The organism is Desulfobulbus sp., from assembly GCF_030824455.1.
Classification (GTDB): Bacteria; Desulfobacterota; Desulfobulbia; order Desulfobulbales; family Desulfobulbaceae; genus Desulfobulbus.
Window position 1 is genome coordinate 12,209 of record NZ_JAVBXR010000108.1, and the last position, 18,823, is coordinate 31,031.

Consider the following 18,823-nt stretch of genomic DNA (forward strand, 5'->3'; position numbering starts at 1 on the left):
GATACCGGTCGATAACGGCCCACCAGCAGAAATCTCCAGAGGTCTCATGCTGCATATCTTTGTCGCACATCACCATTATGGCCTACGCAACGATCTTGTTTTTTATAATTTTATCAATATGTTCCTCGCCTTTGACGCCAACCCCCGCAGGGGCGGCCACTCAGTCCATCCATGTGGAATGGGGGTACACTCCGCCGAGCGAACCTGCGGTGGCCGGGTTTAAGCTCTACCAGGAGGGCGTGTTTGCCTGCCAAACGATGACGCCCACGGCGACCTCTTTGGACTGCTCGGTCTCCTTGACCGGAGCGACCACCGAGTTCACCCTGACTGCGGTTTTTAACGACGGTTCTGAGAGCCCGCACTCCTCGACCTTTGCATTCACCACTGCGGCTCAAAGCACGACCGGCGCGACTGGCGCGATCAGCACGCCGCCGAAGGCCGTCATCTCATCAAGCGCCGCCGCAGGAGCAAGCCCCTTGCAGGTTTCCTTTGACGGCTCGGGCTCAACCGCCGCCAACAAAGGAACCATTGTCTCCTATTTGTGGAATTTTGGCGACGGCGGTTCAGCCACCGGCGCACAAACCACCCACACCTTTACCACGGCTGGAACCTACGCCGCCGTTTTGACCATAACGGACGGCAACAGGGTGCAGAGCACGGCGACAACCCCCATTGTGGTCACGACAGGCACGGCGGCAGCGGGCGCGTCCGCAACAACCATAAACCAGACCGCGTCGTCGTCGAACACCGCCTCCACGGACAGCAGCGGCACGCAAACCACCGCCCCGTTACTCGCCGCCCAGAAGAGCGCGCTCAATCTGGAAGCGGGCGAGGTCTCGGTCGCCGACGCCTGGGTGCGCGTCGCCTTTGCCTCCCGCTACACAAACCCCATTGTGGTGGCCGGTCCGCCGAAATTCAACAGCAGCGCACCCTGCGTCGTCCGCATCCGCAACGTCAATGCAACGGGTTTTGAAGTTCGCCTTGCAGAATGGACCTATCAGGACGGCAGCCATCCCGCTGAAACGATTGGCTACCTGGTTTTGGAAAAAGGCCGTGCGCAGCTTGTCGACGGCTCGTGGATTGAAGCAGGGAGTTTTACCGGAACAACCAGGCCGAGCGCCGTTGCCTTTGGCGCCGCTTTGAACAAAATTCCGGTGGTGTTGACCAGCATCGTTTCAGTGAACGAGGCGGACACCGTTGCCGGCCGGATAAGCGCTGTCGCGCGCAACGGATTTTCCTACGTTTTCAGGGAGCAGGAAAAAAATCCGCTCTACGGGCATGTCAACGAGACGGTCCATTATGTTGCCTGGGAACCCGGCGCCGGCATGATTGGCGGGGTGCAATTTGCAGCCGCCGCCGCGCCGTCAATCACCAGTTCCTGGAGCGCGGTCCGTTTTCTAGGCGCGTTCAAGCAACCGCCCATGGTCCTGGCTGATCTGCAAACCAACGCCAACACCGACACGGCAGCCCTGCGCCTGCGACAACAGGCGACAACCACTGGATTTGAGGTCAAGGTTGAGGAAGAACAGTCGCTTGATCTCGAGGTGGCGCATCCGGCGGAGCAGGTCGGCTACCTGGCCTTTTCCCAATCGGCAAGCCAACGGTTGGCCACCTTTTCCTGGGATTTTGACGAGGCGCTTGAAACCGCCATTGCCGGGTTCCAGATTTTGAGCAACGGCCAACCCGTCTGCGTCACCGACAATGTTGCGGCCCGACAATTGGCGTGCGAAATCTATCTGCCGGCGTCGGCCGCCGCGACGTTTGAGATCCAAACCATTGCCGCAGACGGCGCAGCCCAGGCGCGTTCAAACGCCGTCACCTACACGCCCTAAAAAGGGCGGCTTGATTACAGGCCGTATTTCTTGCTGTAGCCCCTTGGGGTGATCATCTTGTCCCGCCAGACAAAGGTCTGCGAATTGCCGATGAGGACAGTGGTCTGCATGCCGATTTCCTCGTCGAGCATGTGCTCCAGGGTGGTCAGGCGAACCGACTCGTGCTCGCGGGTGGCGCCGCTGACGATGCCCACCGGGGTGTCGGGGGAGCGGTGGGCGAGCATGATCTCGCGGGCGCGAACGATCTGATCGGTGCGTTTCTTGGACTTGGGGTTGTAGATCACCACCACGAAATCGGCCGGGGCCACAGCCTCAAGGCGGCGCTCGATCATCTCCCAGGGGGTCATCAGGTCGGACAGGCTGATGGCTGCAAAATCGTGCATCAGCGGCGCGCCGAGGATGGCGGCGCAGGAGTTGAGGGCCGCGATGCCGGGGATGACGTTAATCGGCGCCTTGGCGTCAATCGATTGGGCCAATTCAAAGACCAGCCCGGCCATGGCGTAGATGCCGGGATCGCCGCCGCACACCAGCGCCACCCGTTGCCCGGCTTCGGCCAGTTCCAGCGCCTTGCGGCAGCGGTCGATCTCCTGCATCATCGACGACGAAATCACCTCGCTGGCCGGATTGAGACAATCGCGAACCAGATCAAGATAGGTGCGATATCCGACCACCACCTCTGCCTGCTCCAAAGCGGCGCGCGCCCGGGGCGCCATGAGATCGATTGCGCCGGGGCCGAGGCCCACGACCGCGAGAGAGCCATTGGTGCTGTCCTGTCCTGTCGTCATTGTTTTGTGTTTCCTTGTCTTGTGATTGCGAAGGGATCGGCGATTTCCGCCACGGCGGTGGTCACGTCGGTCCATTTCATTTTGGCGACCAGCAGGACGCCGCCCGGCCCGGCGCTGAGCAGGGCCGCCGGTTCGGCCACGCCCTTGGCCCCGGTGGCGCGCAGCACCGCCTCGGAGGCGGCGCCGACGCCCTCAACCCGGTTGAGCTGGTCTTTGTCGTAAAAATCGATCGGCAGCCCCAGTTGCCGGGCGTATTCCAGCAAGCCTGCCTCGTCCTGTTTGAGATCGATGGAGGCCAACCGGACTACCGATTGGATCGCCAGACCATGCGCCCTGCAGGCGGCTTCCACGGCGCGGGCAATGGCCGCCGCCGTCGCGCCTCGGTTGCAGCCGACGCCCACGACCATAGCCCCAGGATGGAGCAGGGCGGCGTGGGCGGGCGCGTCGGTCCGGCTGTCGACGACCAGATCGGCCCGGTCGCGCTCCGCAATCGGAATCAGGTCCGGCGGCAGCTCCGGCTGGGCATAGCGGCTCCACAGGGTCAGCGATCCCTGATCCACCAGCCTCCCCATGGCACGGGTGAAGGCCGTCTTGTCGGCGGGCGTCAGTCCCAGGTCGCGGCACCAGAGGTCCAGGGCGGTGCGGCCCAGCACGTCCGAGGCGGTGGTGAGCACGGCCTGACCGCCGGTCTGGGCGGCCACCCGATGCGCCAGCGCGTTGCCGCCGCCGATGTGGCCGGAGAGCAGCGAAATCGCAAAGTTTCCTTTCTCGTCGCAGACCACCACCGCCGGGTCCTGGAGTTTGTCCCGCAACAGCGGCGCAACGATGCGGACCACGATGCCGGTGGCCATGATGCAGACGATTTCGGCGTAATCGCGCCACACCCGGGCCATGACCTCGGCCAGTCGTCCCTTGCAGGCAAAGAAATCGCCGCCCAGAGCCTCGGCCAGCCGCCCGCCCAGGTCGCAGCCGCCCCGGCTGATGGCCAGCACGGCCAGGCGGGGCCGCTCCCCTGCCGGCTCAGCCATCAGCGGTACTCGTGGGTGAAGGCCGCGTCATAGAGTTTGGAGGCGATCCGGCTGTCTTCGGCCAGGGCCGGGCCAACCACGATCATCGCCGTCTTTTTGATCTGCGAGGCCTCGATCTTGGCGGCAATGTCGGCCAGGACGCCGCGCACAATCTGCTGATCCGGCCAGCTGGCCCGCTCGACCACCGCAATCGGCGTGTGTGCCGGATAGCCGCCGGCGAGCAGATCCTCGACTACCCGGGCCATCATCGACACGCTGAGGAAGATGCACATGGTGGCCTGGACGCGCGCCAGATTGCGCAGCGATTCCGGCTCGGGCACCGGCGTGCGCCCCGCCTGACGGGTGAAGATCACCGTCTGGGTGACCTCGGGCACGGTCAGTTCTTTCTTCAGGGCGGCGCTGGCGGCAAAGGCCGAGCTGACCCCCGGCACCACCTCATAGGGGATGGCGACCGCGTCCAGCCACTGCATCTGCTCGCGGATCGCCCCGTAGATGGCCGGGTCGCCGGTGTGCAGCCGCACCACCCGCAATCCTTCGCGGTGCCCCTTGGCCAGCGTCTGCATGATGGCCTCCAGGTCCATGGCGGCGCTGTCGTAACAGACGGCCTTGATGCCGTCGAGCAGGGCGATGTTGACCAGGCTGCCGGCATAGACCACCACGTCGGCCGCGTCGAGCAGGCGGCGGCCCTTGAGGGTGATCAGTTCCGGGTCGCCGGGACCGGCGCCGAGAAAAACGACCGGATGGCGGGTTGCCCCGGCCTGCGCCTCAGAGAGCGATTGCGTGCGTTCCATTGGACACCTGTACCTTTTTTTTGCGGATCACCATGGTGGAAAAATAGTGCAGCTTACGGCCCCTGGCCTCGCGGATGTCGGTGTAGACCCGCTCGCCGTCCATGCCCGAGCGTTCGATCAGCACCGCGTGCGGCGTTAGTTCGAGTTCCTCAAGGATGTCGATAAGGGCGTCGATCCGTTTGTGCACCTTCATCAGCACCACTGAATCCAGGGTGGTGAGGATCTGGCGCAAGCGGTCGTCCTCGAAGGCGGCGGGCACCACGGCCAGGACGTCGTCGCCCAGGGCCAGCGGGCTGGACTGGGAGGCGGCGCAGGCGGCCATGGCGGTGATGCCGGGCACCACGGTCACAGGGACGTTCGGCCGCTGCTCCTGAATCATGGCCAGGAGATAGAAGGCGGTGGAGTAGAGGGTGGCGTCGCCCAGGGTGGGAAAGGCCACGTCCTCGCCCTGGTCAAGATGGCGGATCACCTCGTCGGCCGACTTGCGCCAGGCCATGAGCAGTTGATCGTCGGTTTCCTGGCCAAGGAAGACTTTTTTCATCGGAAAGCAGAGCGAAAGAATGGTCCGCCCCTTGTCGGCAATCATCTGGCCGGCGATCTGCTGGGCACTGCTGACGCCGTTTTCCCTGGCCGTGGGCACTGCCCAGATTTTGGCTTCGGTCAGGATGCGCACCGCCTTGTAGGTCATGAGTTCCGGATCGCCGGGGCCCACACCGACCAGATAGAGATGGCCGGTCCGGGTGGGAGAGTTGTCGCTGCTCATTTGTCGCCTGTGATAAGGGTTATGGGGTTGAAGACGCGGGATTCGCCGTCGGGATGGCGTCGCCGGGTCACGGCCAGGGTGCTGCTTTCCACGCGCAGGCCAAGTCGCTGCAAACAGGCCAGGGCAAGGGTTTCGGTTTGGGGGAGCACGGCGTTGATCACAATCCGGCCGCCTGGGCTGAGGCGGGCCGTTGCCGCTTCGATGATCGCCTCCAGCCGCCTGCCGCTGCCGCCGATGAAGACCCGGTCCGGCGCGGGCAGACCGTCCAGGGCTTCCGGGGCCTCGCCGCCGGTCAGACGGATGTTGTAGGCGCCGTAAGCGCGGATGTTGGCGCGGATGTTGGCCTGCTCCTCGGTTTTTTTCTCGATGGTGTGGACGGCGAGTTCCGGACAGAGCCGGGCCGCCTCCAGGGAGACGCTTCCCGAGCCGCCGCCGATGTCCCACAGCACGCCGCTTGCCGGCAACCGCAGCCGGTGCAGAGTGGCGGCGCGGACCTCGTCCTTGGTGATCAGGCCCCGCGAATGCTGGATCTCGGTTTCGGTGAGGCCGAAACGGATTATTTCCGGCTGCTGCGGCTGCGGCGGTTGCTCGATCAGGACCATGTTCAGCGGGCTGAACCGGGCGGCGGCAATCTCCTGGAGACTGCCGCTGGTCAGTCGTTCGTCGGCCAGGCCCAGGTTTTCCGCCACCCGGACGCGCACGGAGGCGATGCGTTCGGCGTCGCCGCAGGCGGCAAGCGCCTCCAGCAGACAGGCGGCGATCCGGTCCGGGCTGCTGTCGCCGTCGGTGAGCAGCATGGCCCGGGAGTGGCGAAGGATGCGGCCGGGGATGTCCTGGTTGGGACGTCCGTGCAAACTGACCAGGGCGAGATCGTCCCAGGAGGCGCGGAAGCGGGCGCAGGCCAGTTGCAGGGCCGACAGGGCCGGGTGGATGCTGATCCGCTCCGGGCCGAACTGCTTGATCAGGGTGCGGCCGACGCCAAAAAATAAGGGGTCGCCGCTGGCCAGCACGGCAACGTCGCCGGTGATCAGGGCCTCTTCCACCCTGGCGACCATGGCCGGAACCGGGGCAATGTCGATCAGCGGATGGAGCAAGCTGGCGACCAGCGGCCGGTGGCGGCGGGAGACGACAATGGCGGCGCAACGGCGCAGCAGCGGCCATTGCTCGGCGGTCAGGCCTTTGCCGCTGACCCCAATCAGTTCAATCCGTGACATGCACGACTCCCTCCTCGGAGGTGACCAGATAGACCCGCACCGGCAGGCCGGACCATTGCTCGGCCTGTTGTTTGGCCCGCTCGCAGACCGCCGCGATCAGGTCGTCGCGTTGCAGCGCCTTGAGCCGGTCGTATATTTCCCGCGCCGTATTGGCGGCGCGAAACTGCTCGGCCGTCGGTTGGTCCAGGCCCAGCTCGGCCAGCAGATCCGCCGCCTGCCGGGTTTCCAGTGCCCCGTTGCGCACATGGGTCTGGGGCACGGCCAGGGCGGCCTTGACCAGCTTGGCCCACATCCCGGCCAGATGGATGCGGCTGAACCCTTGGCGCTTGGCCGCCTCCAGCCCGTACAGCAGATAATCGCCCATCATCACCTGGGCCTCTTCCGGCAGGCCGAGCAAACGCTGCACCGCCGCCTCTGAGGTCCGGCCGGTGGCCAGAATCGCCGAAGTCAGTCCGGCGGCGCGGGCCACCTGCATCGAGGCCTCGATGGTGTCGGTCCAGGCCTTGGCCGAGATCGGGCGGACAATTCCGGTGGTGCCGAGGATCGACAAACCGCCGACGACGCCCAGCCGCCGGTTCAGGGTCTTTTCCGCCAGGGCCTCGCCGTCGCGGACAAAGATCTGCACCTCCAGGCGCGCGTGCGGGGGATCCCCTTCGCCGGGAGTCGCAGCCAGGGCTTCCGCAGCCGCGGTTCGGATCATCTGCCGGGGCACGGGGTTGATCGCTGGTTCGCCCACCGCCACCGGCAGGCCCGGTTTGGTCGCCCGACCAACGCCGAGGCCGTTCACCAGGACAATCCGCTCCTCGCCGTCTTGAGGGTTTTCCTCCAGCCAGCGGACCACCGCGCCGATCTCGGCCCCGTTGGTGACGTCCGGGTCGTCGCCCGCATCCTTGACCACCGTGGCCATGGCGCGATCATCTTCGGTTGGTCCAAACCGGCAGAGGGCAAAGCCGTGGCGCGAACCGTCGGGAAAGGGAATCTCCACCATGCCCGGATTGTCCTGCCCCAGCAGGCACAGCACCGCCGCCTTGGCCGCCGCAGCGGCGCAGGCCCCGGTGGTGTAGCCGCTGCGCAGCGGTTTGCGCTCCGATGGCCGGGTCATGGGGTGGTTACGCCAGCCGCAGCAGGGCGTTGACTGCGGCCACCGCGACCGGCGTGCCGCCTTTGCGTCCGAGTGCGGCGATGAAGGGGTAGTCTTTTTCGACCAGCAGCTGCTTGGACTCGGCCGCGTTGACAAAGCCCACCGGCACGCCGATCACCAGATCCGGGGCAAAGAGCCCCAACTCAATCAACGACATCACCTTGAGCAGGGCAGTGGGAGCGTTGCCGACGGCGACGATGCCGATGTTGTCGCCAATGCTCCTGGCCATGGCCGCATCGGAGCGGGTGGTTCCGTTGACCTTGGCCATGGCCGCGGTCTCCGGCTCGGCCACCCGGCAGATCACCCGTCCGCCGAAGCGGGCCAGCAGGGCAGCGGAGACGCCGCTGGCCGCCATGTTGACGTCCACCAGGATGTTTTTCCCCGCCCGGATGGCGGCCAATCCGGCCGCTATCGCCTGCGGGTGAAAACGCAGATTTTCGGCAAAGCTGAAGTCGCCGGTGGCGTGGATGGACCGGCGGACCACGGCGAATTCCTCGGGTGAAAATCCGGTGGGGCCAAGTTCGCGCTCGATAATGCGGAAACTCTCGGCTTCAATTTCCAGGGGGGCGATCTGCTGCAAGGTAACCATGATGTGCTCTCAGCGTGATTGTCGGCAGGCCTGAACAAAGCGGGCGGCAGCTTCAGGCGTGCGGCCCCAGTGCAGATGGATGTACCCTGCCAGGGTGTTGTCAAGGAGGTAGCCTTCCGGCCGCCCGTCTTCCAGACGATAGGCCGCGTCAACTCCGGCGCCGTCGTCGTCGATGGTTGAATAGTGGAACTCGTGGCCATGGAGGGTCACGCCGGCAGGCGCAAGCAGGCAGTCCCGCTCGGTGGTCGGCCTCCGGTAGCCCAGGCTGCGCAGCCGGGTCTGCATCCGCGCTCGAAAGGGGTAGAGGCCGACCATGGGGGCGATGCGGTCTTCCTGATCGCGGATCGATTGGCACAGGTACATAAACCCGCCGCACTCGGCGTAAACCGGCCGGCCGCTGGCGGCAAAGGCGCGGATCTGCTCGCGCAGGGCCACGTTTTCGCTCAACTGTTGGGCATGGAGTTCCGGATAGCCGCCGCCGAGATAGAGCCCGGCAAGATCCGGCGGCAGCGCCCCGTCCGCCAGCGGGCTGAAAAAAAACAACTCTGCTCCGGCCTCGCGCAACAAATCGAGGTTGTCCTCGTAGTAAAAACAGAAGGCCGCGTCCCTGGCCACGCCGAGGCGAACCGGCGTCCCGCCGGCAACCAGGGGCAGGGACGCTGCCGCCGCATCGTCGACTCCCCGACGCTCGCCGGCTATCCGCAGCAGCAGGTCCAGGTCGAGATGGGTCTCAATGAGCTGCGCCAGTTGCTCCAATCCCTCGCCCTGCAACGGATGCTCCTCGCCCATGTGCAGGCCGAGATGGCGGGAAGGGATGCTGATTGCTTCGCGACGCGGCAGAAAACCGATGACCGGCGCGCTGCAGTGGGCCCGGATGGCCTCGCCCACCATGGCTTGGTGTTTGTCCGAGCCGACCCGGTTGCAGATCACGCCGGCCAGGGGGAGTTCAGGGTCCAGGGTGGCAAAGCCGTGGGCCACGGCGGCCACGCTTTCCGCCGCCGAACGGACGTCGATCACCAGGAGCACCGGCAGGTTCAGGGTCTTGGCCAGGACCGCCGCCGAGCCTTCGCCGCCGTCAAACAGGCCCATCACCCCTTCAACCACCGAACAGCAGTGGGCCGGGCTGTTGCGGGCAAAACTGCGGCGGACGAACTCCGCCCCGCACATCCGGACGTCCAGGTTGCGCGACACCCGGCCGGTCACCATCCGGTGCAGGCTGGGGTCGATGAAGTCCGGGCCGCACTTGAAGGGCGCAACCGTTGTCCCGCGTCGGGCCAGGGCCGCCATCACCCCCAGGGTGACCGTGGTCTTGCCGCAGCCCGAATGGGTCCCGGCGATGAGCAGGGCCGGCCGGTTCATAGCCGGGCGACGCCTTCCTGGCCGTAATCGGGATAGAGCAACGAGCGAACAAAGGCAATGCCGTCGATCAGTCCCAGGGTCGGCCGGCTGATCATTTCCTCGTCTACCAGAAAAACCTGCCGCTCGCGCACCGCCTTGATCACCGAAAAACCGGGCTCCCGGATGATGTCGTCGACGCTCACCGGGTTCATCCGGCCGCTCTGGGCCAGGTACAGATCGATCTGGTCGGCCTTGGCGAGGATGCGTTCCTTGCCGTATGCGGCGATGTTGGTCTCGCGCATCTGCTCGGCGTCGGTGGCGATGTTGATCCCGCCGGCCGATTCCAGGGCAAACATGGCGATCGAACCCGGGGCAAAGGTCTTCATCTGTTTGTGGATGGCCTCAAAATAGACGTGTTTGCGTTTTTCCTGGGGAATCTCCTGGAGCGAGGCGGCAATTTTCGCCAGCCTCTTGCCAAAGGTTGCCACCATCTCCTTGGCCTGCGCCTCCCGGCCGGTGAGCTTGCCCAGGTCTTCCCAGTACGGAAACAGCTCCGAGGCCTCGGAAGGTTGCAGGGACACCACCCGGACGTTGTTTTTTTCGAGAATCCGCACCAGATTGGGGTATCCCCGGCTGATCATCGGCCGGATCAGCACCAGGTCGGGTTTGAGGGCCAGGATGCGTTCGGGATCGTCCTGGAATTGGACACGGGGCCGGTCCGGCAGTTGATTGTCGCTGGTGCCGCAGGCGATGATTTCCTTGTTCAGCCCGAGTTCGATCAGGTTGGTGGTGTGGGCCGGGTAGAGCGAAATGATCCGCTGAAAGGGTTGGGAAAAAACCAGGGTCCGTTTCTCGCTGTCGGTGATCGAGGCGGCGGAGGCCAGGGAGACAAGGAAAAGAACAAGACACTGGGCGAAAAAAAGAACGTTGATGCGCATGATTCCGTGGTGCAAAGGGTTAAGGGGCGACCGGCAGACGAAAACTCACCTGCCGGCTGTTGGTAAAGGCGCTGACGGTTACTTCCGCCTCGACGCCGTACACGGCCTCGATGGTTTCCGGGGTCAGCGTTTCCTCGGTGCGGCCCTGGCAAACCACCTGGCCCTGTTTGAGGAAAATCAGCCGGTCGCAGAAAAACGAGGCCAGATTGAGGTCGTGCATGACGGCCACCACCTGCATTCCCTGCTGTTCAAAGCGGTTGCGGATGAGGTGAAGAATCTCCAGGCTGTGGTGGATGTCGAGGTTGGAGGTGGCCTCGTCAAGGAGCAGCGCCGCCGGTCGCTGGGCCAGGGCGCGCGCCACCGCCACCCGCTGCTTTTCGCCGCCGGAGAGCCGGGTCACCGGGCGGTCGGCCAGGGCGGCAATGCCGGTGATCTCCAGGGCCTCGTCGACCAGGGCCTGATCCTGCTCGCTGGGCGCGGCAAAGCGATGCAGGTGCGGATGCAGCCCCATCTCCACCACTTCGCGCACCGAATAGCCGAAGCGGACCATGAAATCCTGGGGCACCAGGGCCAGTTGTCTGGCCAGCTGCTTTTTCGGCCAGGCGTCCAGCGGCCGGTTTTTGAACTCGACGGTTCCGGATTGCGGCGACTGCAGACCGCCCATCAGATCAAGCAGGGTGGTCTTGCCGCTGCCGTTGGGCCCGAGGATGCCGTAGCAGCACCCGCAGCGGAGCTCCAGGTTGACGTCGCGCAGCACCGGCGTGCCGTTGTAGCCGAAGTTGACTCCCCTGATCGACCAGAGCAGGTCGTCTGCCTGTTCAGAAATCGGTTTTGCCATCCCGCTGCCGTCGTTTGAAGAGGATGCAGAAAAAGGGTCCGCCGAGGAGCGCGGTGAGCACGCCGATCGGCACCTCGACCGGCAGCACCGCCCGGGTCAGGGTGTCGGCAATCAGCAGCAGCAGGCCGCCGGTGAAGAAGGAGAGCGGGATCAGCAGCCGGTTGTCCGGGCCGACGATATGGCGCAGCATGTGCGGCACGATCAATCCGACGAAGCCAATGATTCCGGACACCGACACCGCCAGCGCGGTCATCAGGGTGGAGACGGTGAGCAGGACGGTGCGGAGGCGAACGGTGTTGATCCCCAGCGAAGTCGCGGCCCGGTCGCCGGTGGCCATGATGTTGAGATCGCGGCTGTAGAACACCCCCACCAGGGTCCCGAACAGCGCTGTGGGGGCAAGGAGGAGGATGTTTGGCCAGGAGGCCCCGGCCAGGCTGCCCATCAGCCAGAAGATGATCAGCCCCACCTGCTCGTCGGCGAGGAATTTGAGAAACCCGATGGCTGCCGACAGGATGGCGGCGACAATGACCCCGGCCAGGATCAGGCTGGTCGAGGAGAGCCGCCGGTCGCCGGCGGCAAGGTACAGCACCACCGCCAAGGTGCCCACGCCGCCGATGAAGGCAAAGACCGGAATGGTTACTCCCGAGGGCAGGGCCAGGCCGAAAATTTGCAGCACGATCACCAGCGATGCTCCAAAGGCGGCGCCGGTGGAGATGCCCAGGGTGTAGGAGTCGGCCAGCGGGTTGAGCAGGATCGCCTGAAAGACCGCGCCGCTGACCCCCAGCAGCCCGCCCACCAGCACGGCGCCCAGGATGCGGGGCATGCGCACGTCGGCGACCACGGTGGCGGCCACCGGATCAATACCCGTTGGCTGGCCTTGGCCGCTGAGTTTGGCCCAGAGGATGATGAACACGTCGGGAATTGACACCTGCAGGAAGCCCAGGGTGGCCGACAGGGCCACCGCGAGAATCAGCACAGCGGTCAGCGGCAGCAGCAATGCGGCGGCGCGACCGTGCATCAGCGCAGTTCCATCCCGGCGTCGGCGGCGGCGTCGGCGGCGTGATCCACGAAGATCTGCGCCAGGGCCGGTTGTTCGCCCAGTCCCCGGATTGCCGGGATCACCTCAAACCCTTCGCGGCTGAGGATCGACAGCCAGGAATCCTCCTGCGGGCCGATCAGGTCGCGGGTGGCGTGCTCGCCGGCCACGATGAGCAAAGGCTTGAGCACCACCCGTTGCACGCCGTGCAACCGCAGGCTGGAGAGCACCTCGGCGAAATCGGGGAAACCCTCGACCGTGCCGATCAGGGTGAGGGTGTCGGGATAGAGACTCCGCATGCGGGCGGCGAATTCCAGGTAGAGGCCGCCGGAGGGAAAGTAGTGGTTGCCGTGCCCCATGTACACCAGGGCGGCGGAGTGGCTGTGGGCCAATGCGGCGTCGTCGGCCAGGGCGCGGGCGGCGATGAGAATGTCGTCGGCATAGGGACGCTCGGGGCTGTAGGCGCCAAGCAGCGGCCGGCCCAGGGCAATGGCTTTGAACGGCCGCCAGCGCGGCTTCATGGTGCGGATCGAGCTCAGGCCGCGCACGTAGGCGGCGAGATCGTGGAATTCTTCGGCAGGGGCAATGTGGGTCGGCTGCACAACCAGGGCGTCAAACCCCTGATCCTGGAGATTGGCGATGGCGGCGAGCACGCCCTGAACCTCAAGGATTTCCCGGGGAATATCCGGATGAGCGGCCTGGTAGGCCGGGTCGGCGGCGCGCTTGCGCCAGATGCGGCGGATCTGATTGGAGGTGAAGGCCAGACGCACCGGCGTCTGCGGATACGCGGCTTCCATGGCGGCTTTGATCGCCAGCAGTCCCTGCAGAGCCGGTTCCACCGTGGTCCCGAACATGGCCAGGACAATTGCCTTGCTCTGTTGCACCCTTGCTCCCCCGGTCGGTGGGAAAAGGCTGGACCATTGCTGCGAGGGCCGCCGTTTTCCCGAGGTTCCGGCCCGAAATAAAAAAATCCCGGACCAATAATCTTGATCCAGGATGTCCCTTTTTTACCGCTGGAGTCTGTAGCCCGCCTCTCTAGCCGGAAAGGTCGGGGTGGTACTGTTCAGGCAGGTCTTCTGACTTCCGGATCACTCGCCTTCCGCGCCTTCCCGTTCCGTCACGGAACAGTGGCCATTCTGCGGAATTTGTCCCCGGTTACAGCGGCGGGCCCGTTCCGGCATTGAACCGGATTCCCTTTTCATCCGTTGATACGGACACCTGAACCACAATGCGGCCCCATCGTACCTGCAGCCCCGGTTGAAGTCAAGCCGCGAATGGCGCTTTGCCTGGAAAAACCAGCCGCCGCAAGCCGTTGGCGAGTGGCCTACAGGGAACCGGCGCCAAACGGACCGCGCAATGGATCGACCACCAGAGCCGGCAACAGGGTTTGCACCTCCAGGATGGTCCATAGCGGCTGGCCGGACAGGGTGGCCACGTTGATCTGATTGAGCCCGCGCGCGATCTCTTCGTAACTCTTGCCTTTTTGCCGCAGACGGGCGATGGACGTCGAGAGTTGATCCCGGGAGAAGATTTTTTGGTTCGCAACCTGCTGCGACGTGGTTGACGCGGTCTGCGCCTCAAGCGTTGCCGAGTTTGCAGCAGTTGGGATCGGTTGGGGGATTTCGACCATCTCGTAGAGGTCATCGCTGGCTTGCCCGGAAAAACCAACGGAAACGGCGACCGGCCCCTGGATGGTCTCCGCGTCGGTGCGGGTCTCGACCGGCATGGGTTTGTATTCCAGTTGCAGGCCAACCATCAGCCGCATCAGATCGTCGATTTGGCGGTCGCGGCGCGCCAACTGCTCGCGCATGTCTTCCAACTGCTCGCGAAGCAGCTCAATCTGATCCTTGTAGGCAACCAGCAGGTCGTTGAGGAAACTGTTGCTCAACTCAGGCGGAGCTGCACTGCGGACGGAACCAACTGCTTTGGCATCGCTGGCCTGCTCGCCGTCGCGGGGGTAGGCCGCCAGCAACTGCCGGCCTTCGTCCCACCGCTCCAGATCGGCGTAGCGGAAGCGGACCTCCTGCTTACCGGTCACCGGATTGAGAATCAGTTTGTGCGGCAACCCTCGCTTGCGATATCGGCTGATGGATTTGGTGGAGACGTTGAGAAAGTCCGCCGCCTCTTTCTGGGTTACCGTGTATTCGTTGTCGCTCATGCCTGCCTCGTTGGTGATGCTTGGTTCCGGCTGCTCCTTTCAGCCAGCAGCTCTCGGCCGGTGTCGATCACGGCCTGGAAAAATGTGTCGATCTCGGGTGTTTCGACGTTGACGTTGGTAATCAAAAGCCGCAGCACCAGTTCGCCGTTGACGACGCCGGTGCCGACCAGGCTGCGGCCGGTGCGGTGCATGCGCTCGCGCAGCTCCCGGTTGAATTCCGCCGGCGGGATGGACGGGGGCGTGCGAAAGCGAAAACAGATGTTAAACGACTCCCGGGGCACGACCATCTCCAGCTCGTCCCGTTGGTTGACCTGGCTTTCTGCGTATTCGCACAACTCCAGATAGTGCTCCACCCGCGCCGCCAGCCCGGCCTGCCCGTAAAATTTCCAGTCGAGAAACCACTTGAGGCTGTCGACCCGGCGGCCGCATTGCAGCGATTGGGTGCCGAGATCGCGAATTTCGCCGTCTTCACCGTCGCGGAAGATGTAGCTCTCGTCGCCGGCGCTGCACACCTGGCGGAGGATGTCGGGCCGCTGGTTGAACAGCAGCACATTGCACATCAGGGCCGTGCCCAGCATCTTGTGGAAATCCAGGGTGAACGAGTCTGCCTGGGCCAGATCGGGCAGGTACTGACCACGCAGCCGGTCGCTGAAAATGACCGCCCCGCCCCAGGCCCCGTCCACATGGAGCCAGAAGTTGTAGCGCTCGCGCAGGGCCAGCAGCGGCGGCAGGGGGTCGTAGGAGCCCCGCACCGTGGTGCCGGCGGTGGCGGCGACAAAAAAAGGCGAGCCGCCGGCGGCGACCACCGTTGCCAGACGCTGCTCCAGCTGCGCCACGTCCATCCGGCCATGTTCGTCCACCGGGATTTTGATCAGATGATCCGCGCCCAGGCCAAGGATGTTGGCGGCCCTGTCCATGGAATAGTGGGCGTCGGCGTTGACAAAGGCAAACAATTCCGGGCGGCCGAACAGCCCGCTTTGCTTGACTGCGGGATCAACGCTGTTGCGGGCGGCCATCATCGCAATCATGTTGGCGTTGCTCGACCCCGTGGTCATCTGGCCGGAACCGTTGGCAAAACCGACCAGCTCCAGCATGGTGCGCAACAGGTATTTCTCCATCAGAGTGGAGACCGGCGCGGTTTCAAAGGTGCAGGCCGAGGTGTTGGTCGCGGCAGCCACCATTTCCCCGATCACCGAGGGCAGATTGGCCCCGGCCCACATCCGGTTGAGATAGCCGGGATGGTCGGTCTTGACCGCGTGCGCCAGGTATTTTTCCACCCAGTCGAACACCTGCTCCCAGTCGCCTCCGGGTCCGGCGTGGTCCAGGTCCAGCTGACGCCGGAGCTCGCCGGGATCAAGATAATCGACAAAGGTTCCGGCGGTCCGGTGGCTATAATGACGGCTGAGAAGCTGTAGCAGCCGCTCAAAGATTTTTTCCTGCTCCATACGTCCTGTGAATGCTCCCTGTGGTCAGTAAAGATTCAAAACAAACGCAACCTGAAGGCGCCCCGGCGGGGGTGACAAGTCGCCGAGGGGAAACTATCTATTCCTGCTGCTTTTGCAAGGCCGTTTCTGGGAAATTTTGGCCTGATCGGCGAGGCGTCGCCGATTTGTCGAAGACCCGAAAAATGTGCAAAAGCGATTGCTCTATACTACAAGGGAGGCGGATAATCGAATAGAAAGTAGAGAGAGGGCGCGACGAACACCAGCGTCAAATACAAGCGCCGGTCGCATTTTCCCAGCTTGTGGAGCACCATGGCCTTTTTGGCTCCTCGTCGTTTTGTGTGGATTTGATTTTCCGAGGGATCAAACCCACACAAAACGACAAAAATAACAACAAAACAGCTCGTGGGTTCAAGATGGCTGCAAATACAGCGAAAAGACCAATTCCCCAGGAGGCAGCCCTCTGCGCATTGCAAGAACAGAGAGATAGATAGCGCCGCTGAGATATTGCGCCTTGAGCGGCATCATAATCTCTGCCCATTCGGCCAGCCATTTCCTGGCAAATTCCACTCGAAATGTCGAGGAGCCGCCTTTTTCAGGTGCCTGCGCGCCGTCTTGCTGGTTTTATGAAATGGGGTTTGTGTTTTTGGATTTTGCGGAGCTGGCAATATTGAATATTCTATCCCGACCGGTTGCTTGGCTTTTACTCGAAAAAGGTCGATTTAGAAGTTGTCAAACCTCCGGTATTTTGCCGGAGGTTCCTTGATTTCCATACTTGTTTATGATAGCGTTTGAGTAACGTTGAAAAAGAATAGTTTTGCCATCTAATTCCTCTTAAACTACAAATGTTATTCAAAAAATTATGAATAAAATAAATGTGAAATCCATATCTTTCAAACTTGTCGCGGGTGGTTGCGTTGCTGTTATTCTTCCCTTGCTGATTGTTATGTACATCGCCACCGCGAAATCTTTCGATGCATTAGAAGCTATCTCCAAGACTAACGCATTGGGATTGGCAAAAAGTGTGGCGACCGCTGTTGACTCTAGTTTCGAATTTCAGACAAAGATCGTCAATGTTTTATCCTCAGACGAAATGATATCGGAAATTGCCCAGATTGTTAAAAATAAGGGAACCGGTGGGGCAATTGAAGATATAGACAGGTTGCGTTTGGTCATGAAGAAAAAAGTTGGGCAATTGGGAGACAAATACGATGGGGTATTTTTAGTCGACCAAAATGGTCTTTATGTGGCCGGAGCAAAGAGCAACGGGGAAGAGTATAAACCAATGGACCTTGGTGATCGCCAGTATTTTAAAGATGTCAAAACTACAGGGAAAACTGTTCTCAGTGATATTGTTCGCGCTAGAGATACCAATCAACTGGTATATGTTGCTTGTGCCCCAGTAAAAAATGCGCGAGGAGAATTCCTTGGTGCAATTCTTATAGGGGTCAAAGGCGCCAATCTTGTCGATATGGTTTTACAGGTAAAAACGGGAAAGACCGGTTATGCTTTTATGGTAAACCAAAAAGGTATTGTTAATGCTCACCCAGATGAGAAACTCATCTTAACTACAGACATAAATACTCTAAAAGGATTGGAGGCAATCTCAAAAACAATGCTAGGCGGCCAAGAGGGCGTGGAAGAGTATGTCTTTAATGGTGTTAGGAAAGTTGGTGGATTCGCACCCGTAAAGAGCAACGGAGGGAGCATTGTTTTTGCTCAGAATTATGATGAATTTATCGCAAGCAGCATCGAAACAAGAAACAAAATAGTAATTGTTTCCATTGTCGCCATGATCAGCATCAGCATATTTATATATTTTGCATCGCTTCGAATAACCAAACCAATAAATAGTGCAGTTGAAGGCCTTAAAGATATTGCCGAGGGTGAAGGTGACCTTACAAAACGGCTTGCAGTAGTTAGTAATGACGAAGTAGGTGAAATGGCAATGTGGCTTAATATTTTTATAGAAAAATTGCAAAAAATAATCAAAGAAATATCTGCCAATGCTGGCAATGTTAACGGAAGCTCATCGATGCTTTCAGAAATTTCTCACAATTTAATGACCGATGCAGAAGATACGTCCGGACTTGCCAATAACGTTGCAACCGCAGCGGAAGAGATGAGTGCAAATCTCAACAATGTTGCGGCATCCATGGAGCAGTCGTCTACCAACACGAACATGGTAGCCTCGGCAGCGGAAGAGATGAGTGCAACTATCAATGAGATAGCCGAAAATGCTGAAAAAGCAAGAAGTGTTTCCAGTGATGCTGTAGATCAAGCCATTCTGGCTTCAAGCAAGATGGAGGAACTTGGCCAAGCAGCGAATAAAATAGACAAAGTAACTGAGACTATCACCGAAATTTCCGAGCAAACCAACCTTTTGGCTCTTAATGCCACAATTGAGGCTGCTAGGGCTGGCGAAGCTGGTAAAGGGTTTGCCGTTGTAGCTAACGAAATCAAGGAACTGGCCAAACAGACGGCAACAGCCACCATGGACATAAAAAACTCATTGAAAATGTCCAGTCTACAACCACCACAGCTGGAGCCGTTATAGGAAAAATAACCTCAGTAATTGGCGGGGTCAACGATATCGTAACTATAATTGCCACTGCAGTGGAAGAACAGTCAGCAGCTACCAAGGAAATAGCCAATAATATCTCTCAGGTAAGCCAAGGACTGCAGGAGGTAAATGAAAACATTAACAATAGTTCCATTGTCGCAGAAGATATCTCTAAAAATATAGCAAAAGTTTCAGTTGCATCAGGAAATATATCTAATAGTAGCACGGGTGTTAAAAACAATTCCAATGATTTATTGGAGCAAGCAACTGCACTAAATCATATAGTTAGCAGGTTTAAGGTGTGATGGATTCTTACTCGAATCAGTGACGCTTCAAACTTTAGATGCATTGTTCGGGGTTAAGCAGG

Annotated in this window: 17 protein-coding genes and 1 riboswitch; of the genes, 3 read left to right on the forward strand and 14 right to left on the reverse strand. The window is 61.4% G+C overall.

Annotated elements, in window-relative coordinates:
- The first annotated feature begins 131 nt into the window (after window positions 1-131).
- On the forward strand, window positions 132-1,832 hold the full coding sequence (locus RCH93_RS13340; protein ID WP_306548911.1) for a PKD domain-containing protein: 1,701 nt from the start codon (window positions 132-134) through the stop codon (window positions 1,830-1,832).
- A gap of 14 nt (window positions 1,833-1,846) precedes the next feature.
- Here the strand turns inward: RCH93_RS13340 and cobJ are convergent, their stop codons facing one another.
- The 14 genes from cobJ to RCH93_RS13410 form a co-directional block, all read right to left on the reverse strand.
- Complete coding sequence (cobJ, locus tag RCH93_RS13345; RefSeq protein ID WP_306548912.1) at window positions 1,847-2,617, reverse strand: precorrin-3B C(17)-methyltransferase; 771 nt, start codon at window positions 2,615-2,617, stop codon at window positions 1,847-1,849.
- Entirely contained in the window at window positions 2,614-3,645 is a 1,032-nt protein-coding gene (locus RCH93_RS13350; RefSeq protein ID WP_306548913.1) for a cobalt-precorrin 5A hydrolase, read from the reverse strand. Before RCH93_RS13350 ends, cobJ begins: the two co-directional genes overlap by 4 nt.
- Window positions 3,645-4,436, reverse strand: coding sequence for a precorrin-4 C(11)-methyltransferase (gene cobM, locus RCH93_RS13355; protein WP_306548914.1), 792 nt, complete (start codon window positions 4,434-4,436; stop codon window positions 3,645-3,647). Before cobM ends, RCH93_RS13350 begins: the two co-directional genes overlap by 1 nt.
- Window positions 4,411-5,199: a precorrin-2 C(20)-methyltransferase gene (gene cobI / locus RCH93_RS13360; protein ID WP_306548915.1), complete on the reverse strand. Its 789-nt coding sequence runs from the start codon at window positions 5,197-5,199 to the stop codon at window positions 4,411-4,413. Before cobI ends, cobM begins: the two co-directional genes overlap by 26 nt.
- Complete coding sequence (gene cbiE, locus RCH93_RS13365) at window positions 5,196-6,413, reverse strand: precorrin-6y C5,15-methyltransferase (decarboxylating) subunit CbiE (RefSeq protein WP_306548916.1); 1,218 nt, start codon at window positions 6,411-6,413, stop codon at window positions 5,196-5,198. The genes cobI and cbiE overlap by 4 nt, the downstream gene beginning before the upstream one ends.
- Window positions 6,400-7,515, reverse strand: coding sequence for a cobalt-precorrin-5B (C(1))-methyltransferase CbiD (gene cbiD, locus RCH93_RS13370; RefSeq protein ID WP_306548917.1), 1,116 nt, complete (start codon window positions 7,513-7,515; stop codon window positions 6,400-6,402). The genes cbiE and cbiD overlap by 14 nt, the downstream gene beginning before the upstream one ends.
- 7 nt (window positions 7,516-7,522) lie before the next feature.
- On the reverse strand, window positions 7,523-8,143 hold the full coding sequence (locus RCH93_RS13375) for a precorrin-8X methylmutase (protein ID WP_306548918.1): 621 nt from the start codon (window positions 8,141-8,143) through the stop codon (window positions 7,523-7,525).
- A 9-nt stretch (window positions 8,144-8,152) separates the two neighbouring features.
- A complete protein-coding gene (locus tag RCH93_RS13380; protein WP_306548919.1) occupies window positions 8,153-9,502 on the reverse strand; it encodes a cobyrinate a,c-diamide synthase in 1,350 nt (449 codons plus the stop codon).
- Entirely contained in the window at window positions 9,499-10,419 is a 921-nt protein-coding gene (locus RCH93_RS13385) for an ABC transporter substrate-binding protein (RefSeq protein ID WP_306548920.1), read from the reverse strand. Before RCH93_RS13385 ends, RCH93_RS13380 begins: the two co-directional genes overlap by 4 nt.
- A 19-nt stretch (window positions 10,420-10,438) precedes the next feature.
- Window positions 10,439-11,257 (reverse strand): ABC transporter ATP-binding protein, encoded by an 819-nt coding sequence (locus tag RCH93_RS13390; RefSeq protein WP_306548921.1) that lies wholly within the window; start codon window positions 11,255-11,257, stop codon window positions 10,439-10,441.
- On the reverse strand, window positions 11,238-12,275 hold the full coding sequence (locus tag RCH93_RS13395; protein ID WP_306548922.1) for an iron ABC transporter permease: 1,038 nt from the start codon (window positions 12,273-12,275) through the stop codon (window positions 11,238-11,240). Before RCH93_RS13395 ends, RCH93_RS13390 begins: the two co-directional genes overlap by 20 nt.
- Complete coding sequence (locus RCH93_RS13400) at window positions 12,275-13,177, reverse strand: sirohydrochlorin cobaltochelatase (RefSeq protein WP_306548923.1); 903 nt, start codon at window positions 13,175-13,177, stop codon at window positions 12,275-12,277. The genes RCH93_RS13395 and RCH93_RS13400 overlap by 1 nt, the downstream gene beginning before the upstream one ends.
- Before the next feature lie 164 nt (window positions 13,178-13,341).
- Window positions 13,342-13,530, reverse strand: a riboswitch (cobalamin riboswitch).
- A gap of 87 nt (window positions 13,531-13,617) precedes the next feature.
- A complete protein-coding gene (locus RCH93_RS13405; protein WP_306548924.1) occupies window positions 13,618-14,451 on the reverse strand; it encodes a helix-turn-helix domain-containing protein in 834 nt (277 codons plus the stop codon).
- Window positions 14,448-15,896, reverse strand: coding sequence for a pyridoxal-dependent decarboxylase (locus tag RCH93_RS13410; protein ID WP_306548925.1), 1,449 nt, complete (start codon window positions 15,894-15,896; stop codon window positions 14,448-14,450). Before RCH93_RS13410 ends, RCH93_RS13405 begins: the two co-directional genes overlap by 4 nt.
- Before the next feature lie 859 nt (window positions 15,897-16,755).
- Here RCH93_RS13410 and RCH93_RS13415 point away from each other — a divergent pair.
- Window positions 16,756-18,450: a methyl-accepting chemotaxis protein gene (locus RCH93_RS13415; protein ID WP_306548926.1), complete on the forward strand. Its 1,695-nt coding sequence runs from the start codon at window positions 16,756-16,758 to the stop codon at window positions 18,448-18,450.
- A 59-nt stretch (window positions 18,451-18,509) separates the two neighbouring features.
- Complete coding sequence (locus tag RCH93_RS13420) at window positions 18,510-18,761, forward strand: hypothetical protein (protein ID WP_306548927.1); 252 nt, start codon at window positions 18,510-18,512, stop codon at window positions 18,759-18,761.
- Window positions 18,762-18,823: the final 62 nt, after the last annotated feature.

What these genes read in the sequence shown, in the direction of transcription:
- cobM (WP_306548914.1), bottom strand. Translation starts at nt 4,436, where the DNA reads ATGGAACGCACGCAATCGCTCTCTGAGGCGCAGGCCGGGGCAACCCGC.
- cbiD (WP_306548917.1), bottom strand. Translation starts at nt 7,515, where the DNA reads ATGACCCGGCCATCGGAGCGCAAACCGCTGCGCAGCGGCTACACCACC.
- RCH93_RS13405 (WP_306548924.1), bottom strand. Translation starts at nt 14,451, where the DNA reads ATGAGCGACAACGAATACACGGTAACCCAGAAAGAGGCGGCGGACTTT.
- RCH93_RS13350 (WP_306548913.1), bottom strand. Translation starts at nt 3,645, where the DNA reads ATGGCTGAGCCGGCAGGGGAGCGGCCCCGCCTGGCCGTGCTGGCCATC.
- RCH93_RS13380 (WP_306548919.1), bottom strand. Translation starts at nt 9,502, where the DNA reads ATGAACCGGCCGGCCCTGCTCATCGCCGGGACCCATTCGGGCTGCGGC.
- RCH93_RS13395 (WP_306548922.1), bottom strand. Translation starts at nt 12,275, where the DNA reads ATGCACGGTCGCGCCGCCGCATTGCTGCTGCCGCTGACCGCTGTGCTG.
- cbiE (WP_306548916.1), bottom strand. Translation starts at nt 6,413, where the DNA reads ATGTCACGGATTGAACTGATTGGGGTCAGCGGCAAAGGCCTGACCGCC.
- RCH93_RS13375 (WP_306548918.1), bottom strand. Translation starts at nt 8,143, where the DNA reads ATGGTTACCTTGCAGCAGATCGCCCCCCTGGAAATTGAAGCCGAGAGT.
- RCH93_RS13385 (WP_306548920.1), bottom strand. Translation starts at nt 10,419, where the DNA reads ATGCGCATCAACGTTCTTTTTTTCGCCCAGTGTCTTGTTCTTTTCCTT.
- RCH93_RS13410 (WP_306548925.1), bottom strand. Translation starts at nt 15,896, where the DNA reads ATGGAGCAGGAAAAAATCTTTGAGCGGCTGCTACAGCTTCTCAGCCGT.
- cobI (WP_306548915.1), bottom strand. Translation starts at nt 5,199, where the DNA reads ATGAGCAGCGACAACTCTCCCACCCGGACCGGCCATCTCTATCTGGTC.
- RCH93_RS13390 (WP_306548921.1), bottom strand. Translation starts at nt 11,257, where the DNA reads ATGGCAAAACCGATTTCTGAACAGGCAGACGACCTGCTCTGGTCGATC.
- RCH93_RS13415 (WP_306548926.1), top strand. Translation starts at nt 16,756, where the DNA reads ATGAATAAAATAAATGTGAAATCCATATCTTTCAAACTTGTCGCGGGT.
- cobJ (WP_306548912.1), bottom strand. Translation starts at nt 2,617, where the DNA reads ATGACGACAGGACAGGACAGCACCAATGGCTCTCTCGCGGTCGTGGGC.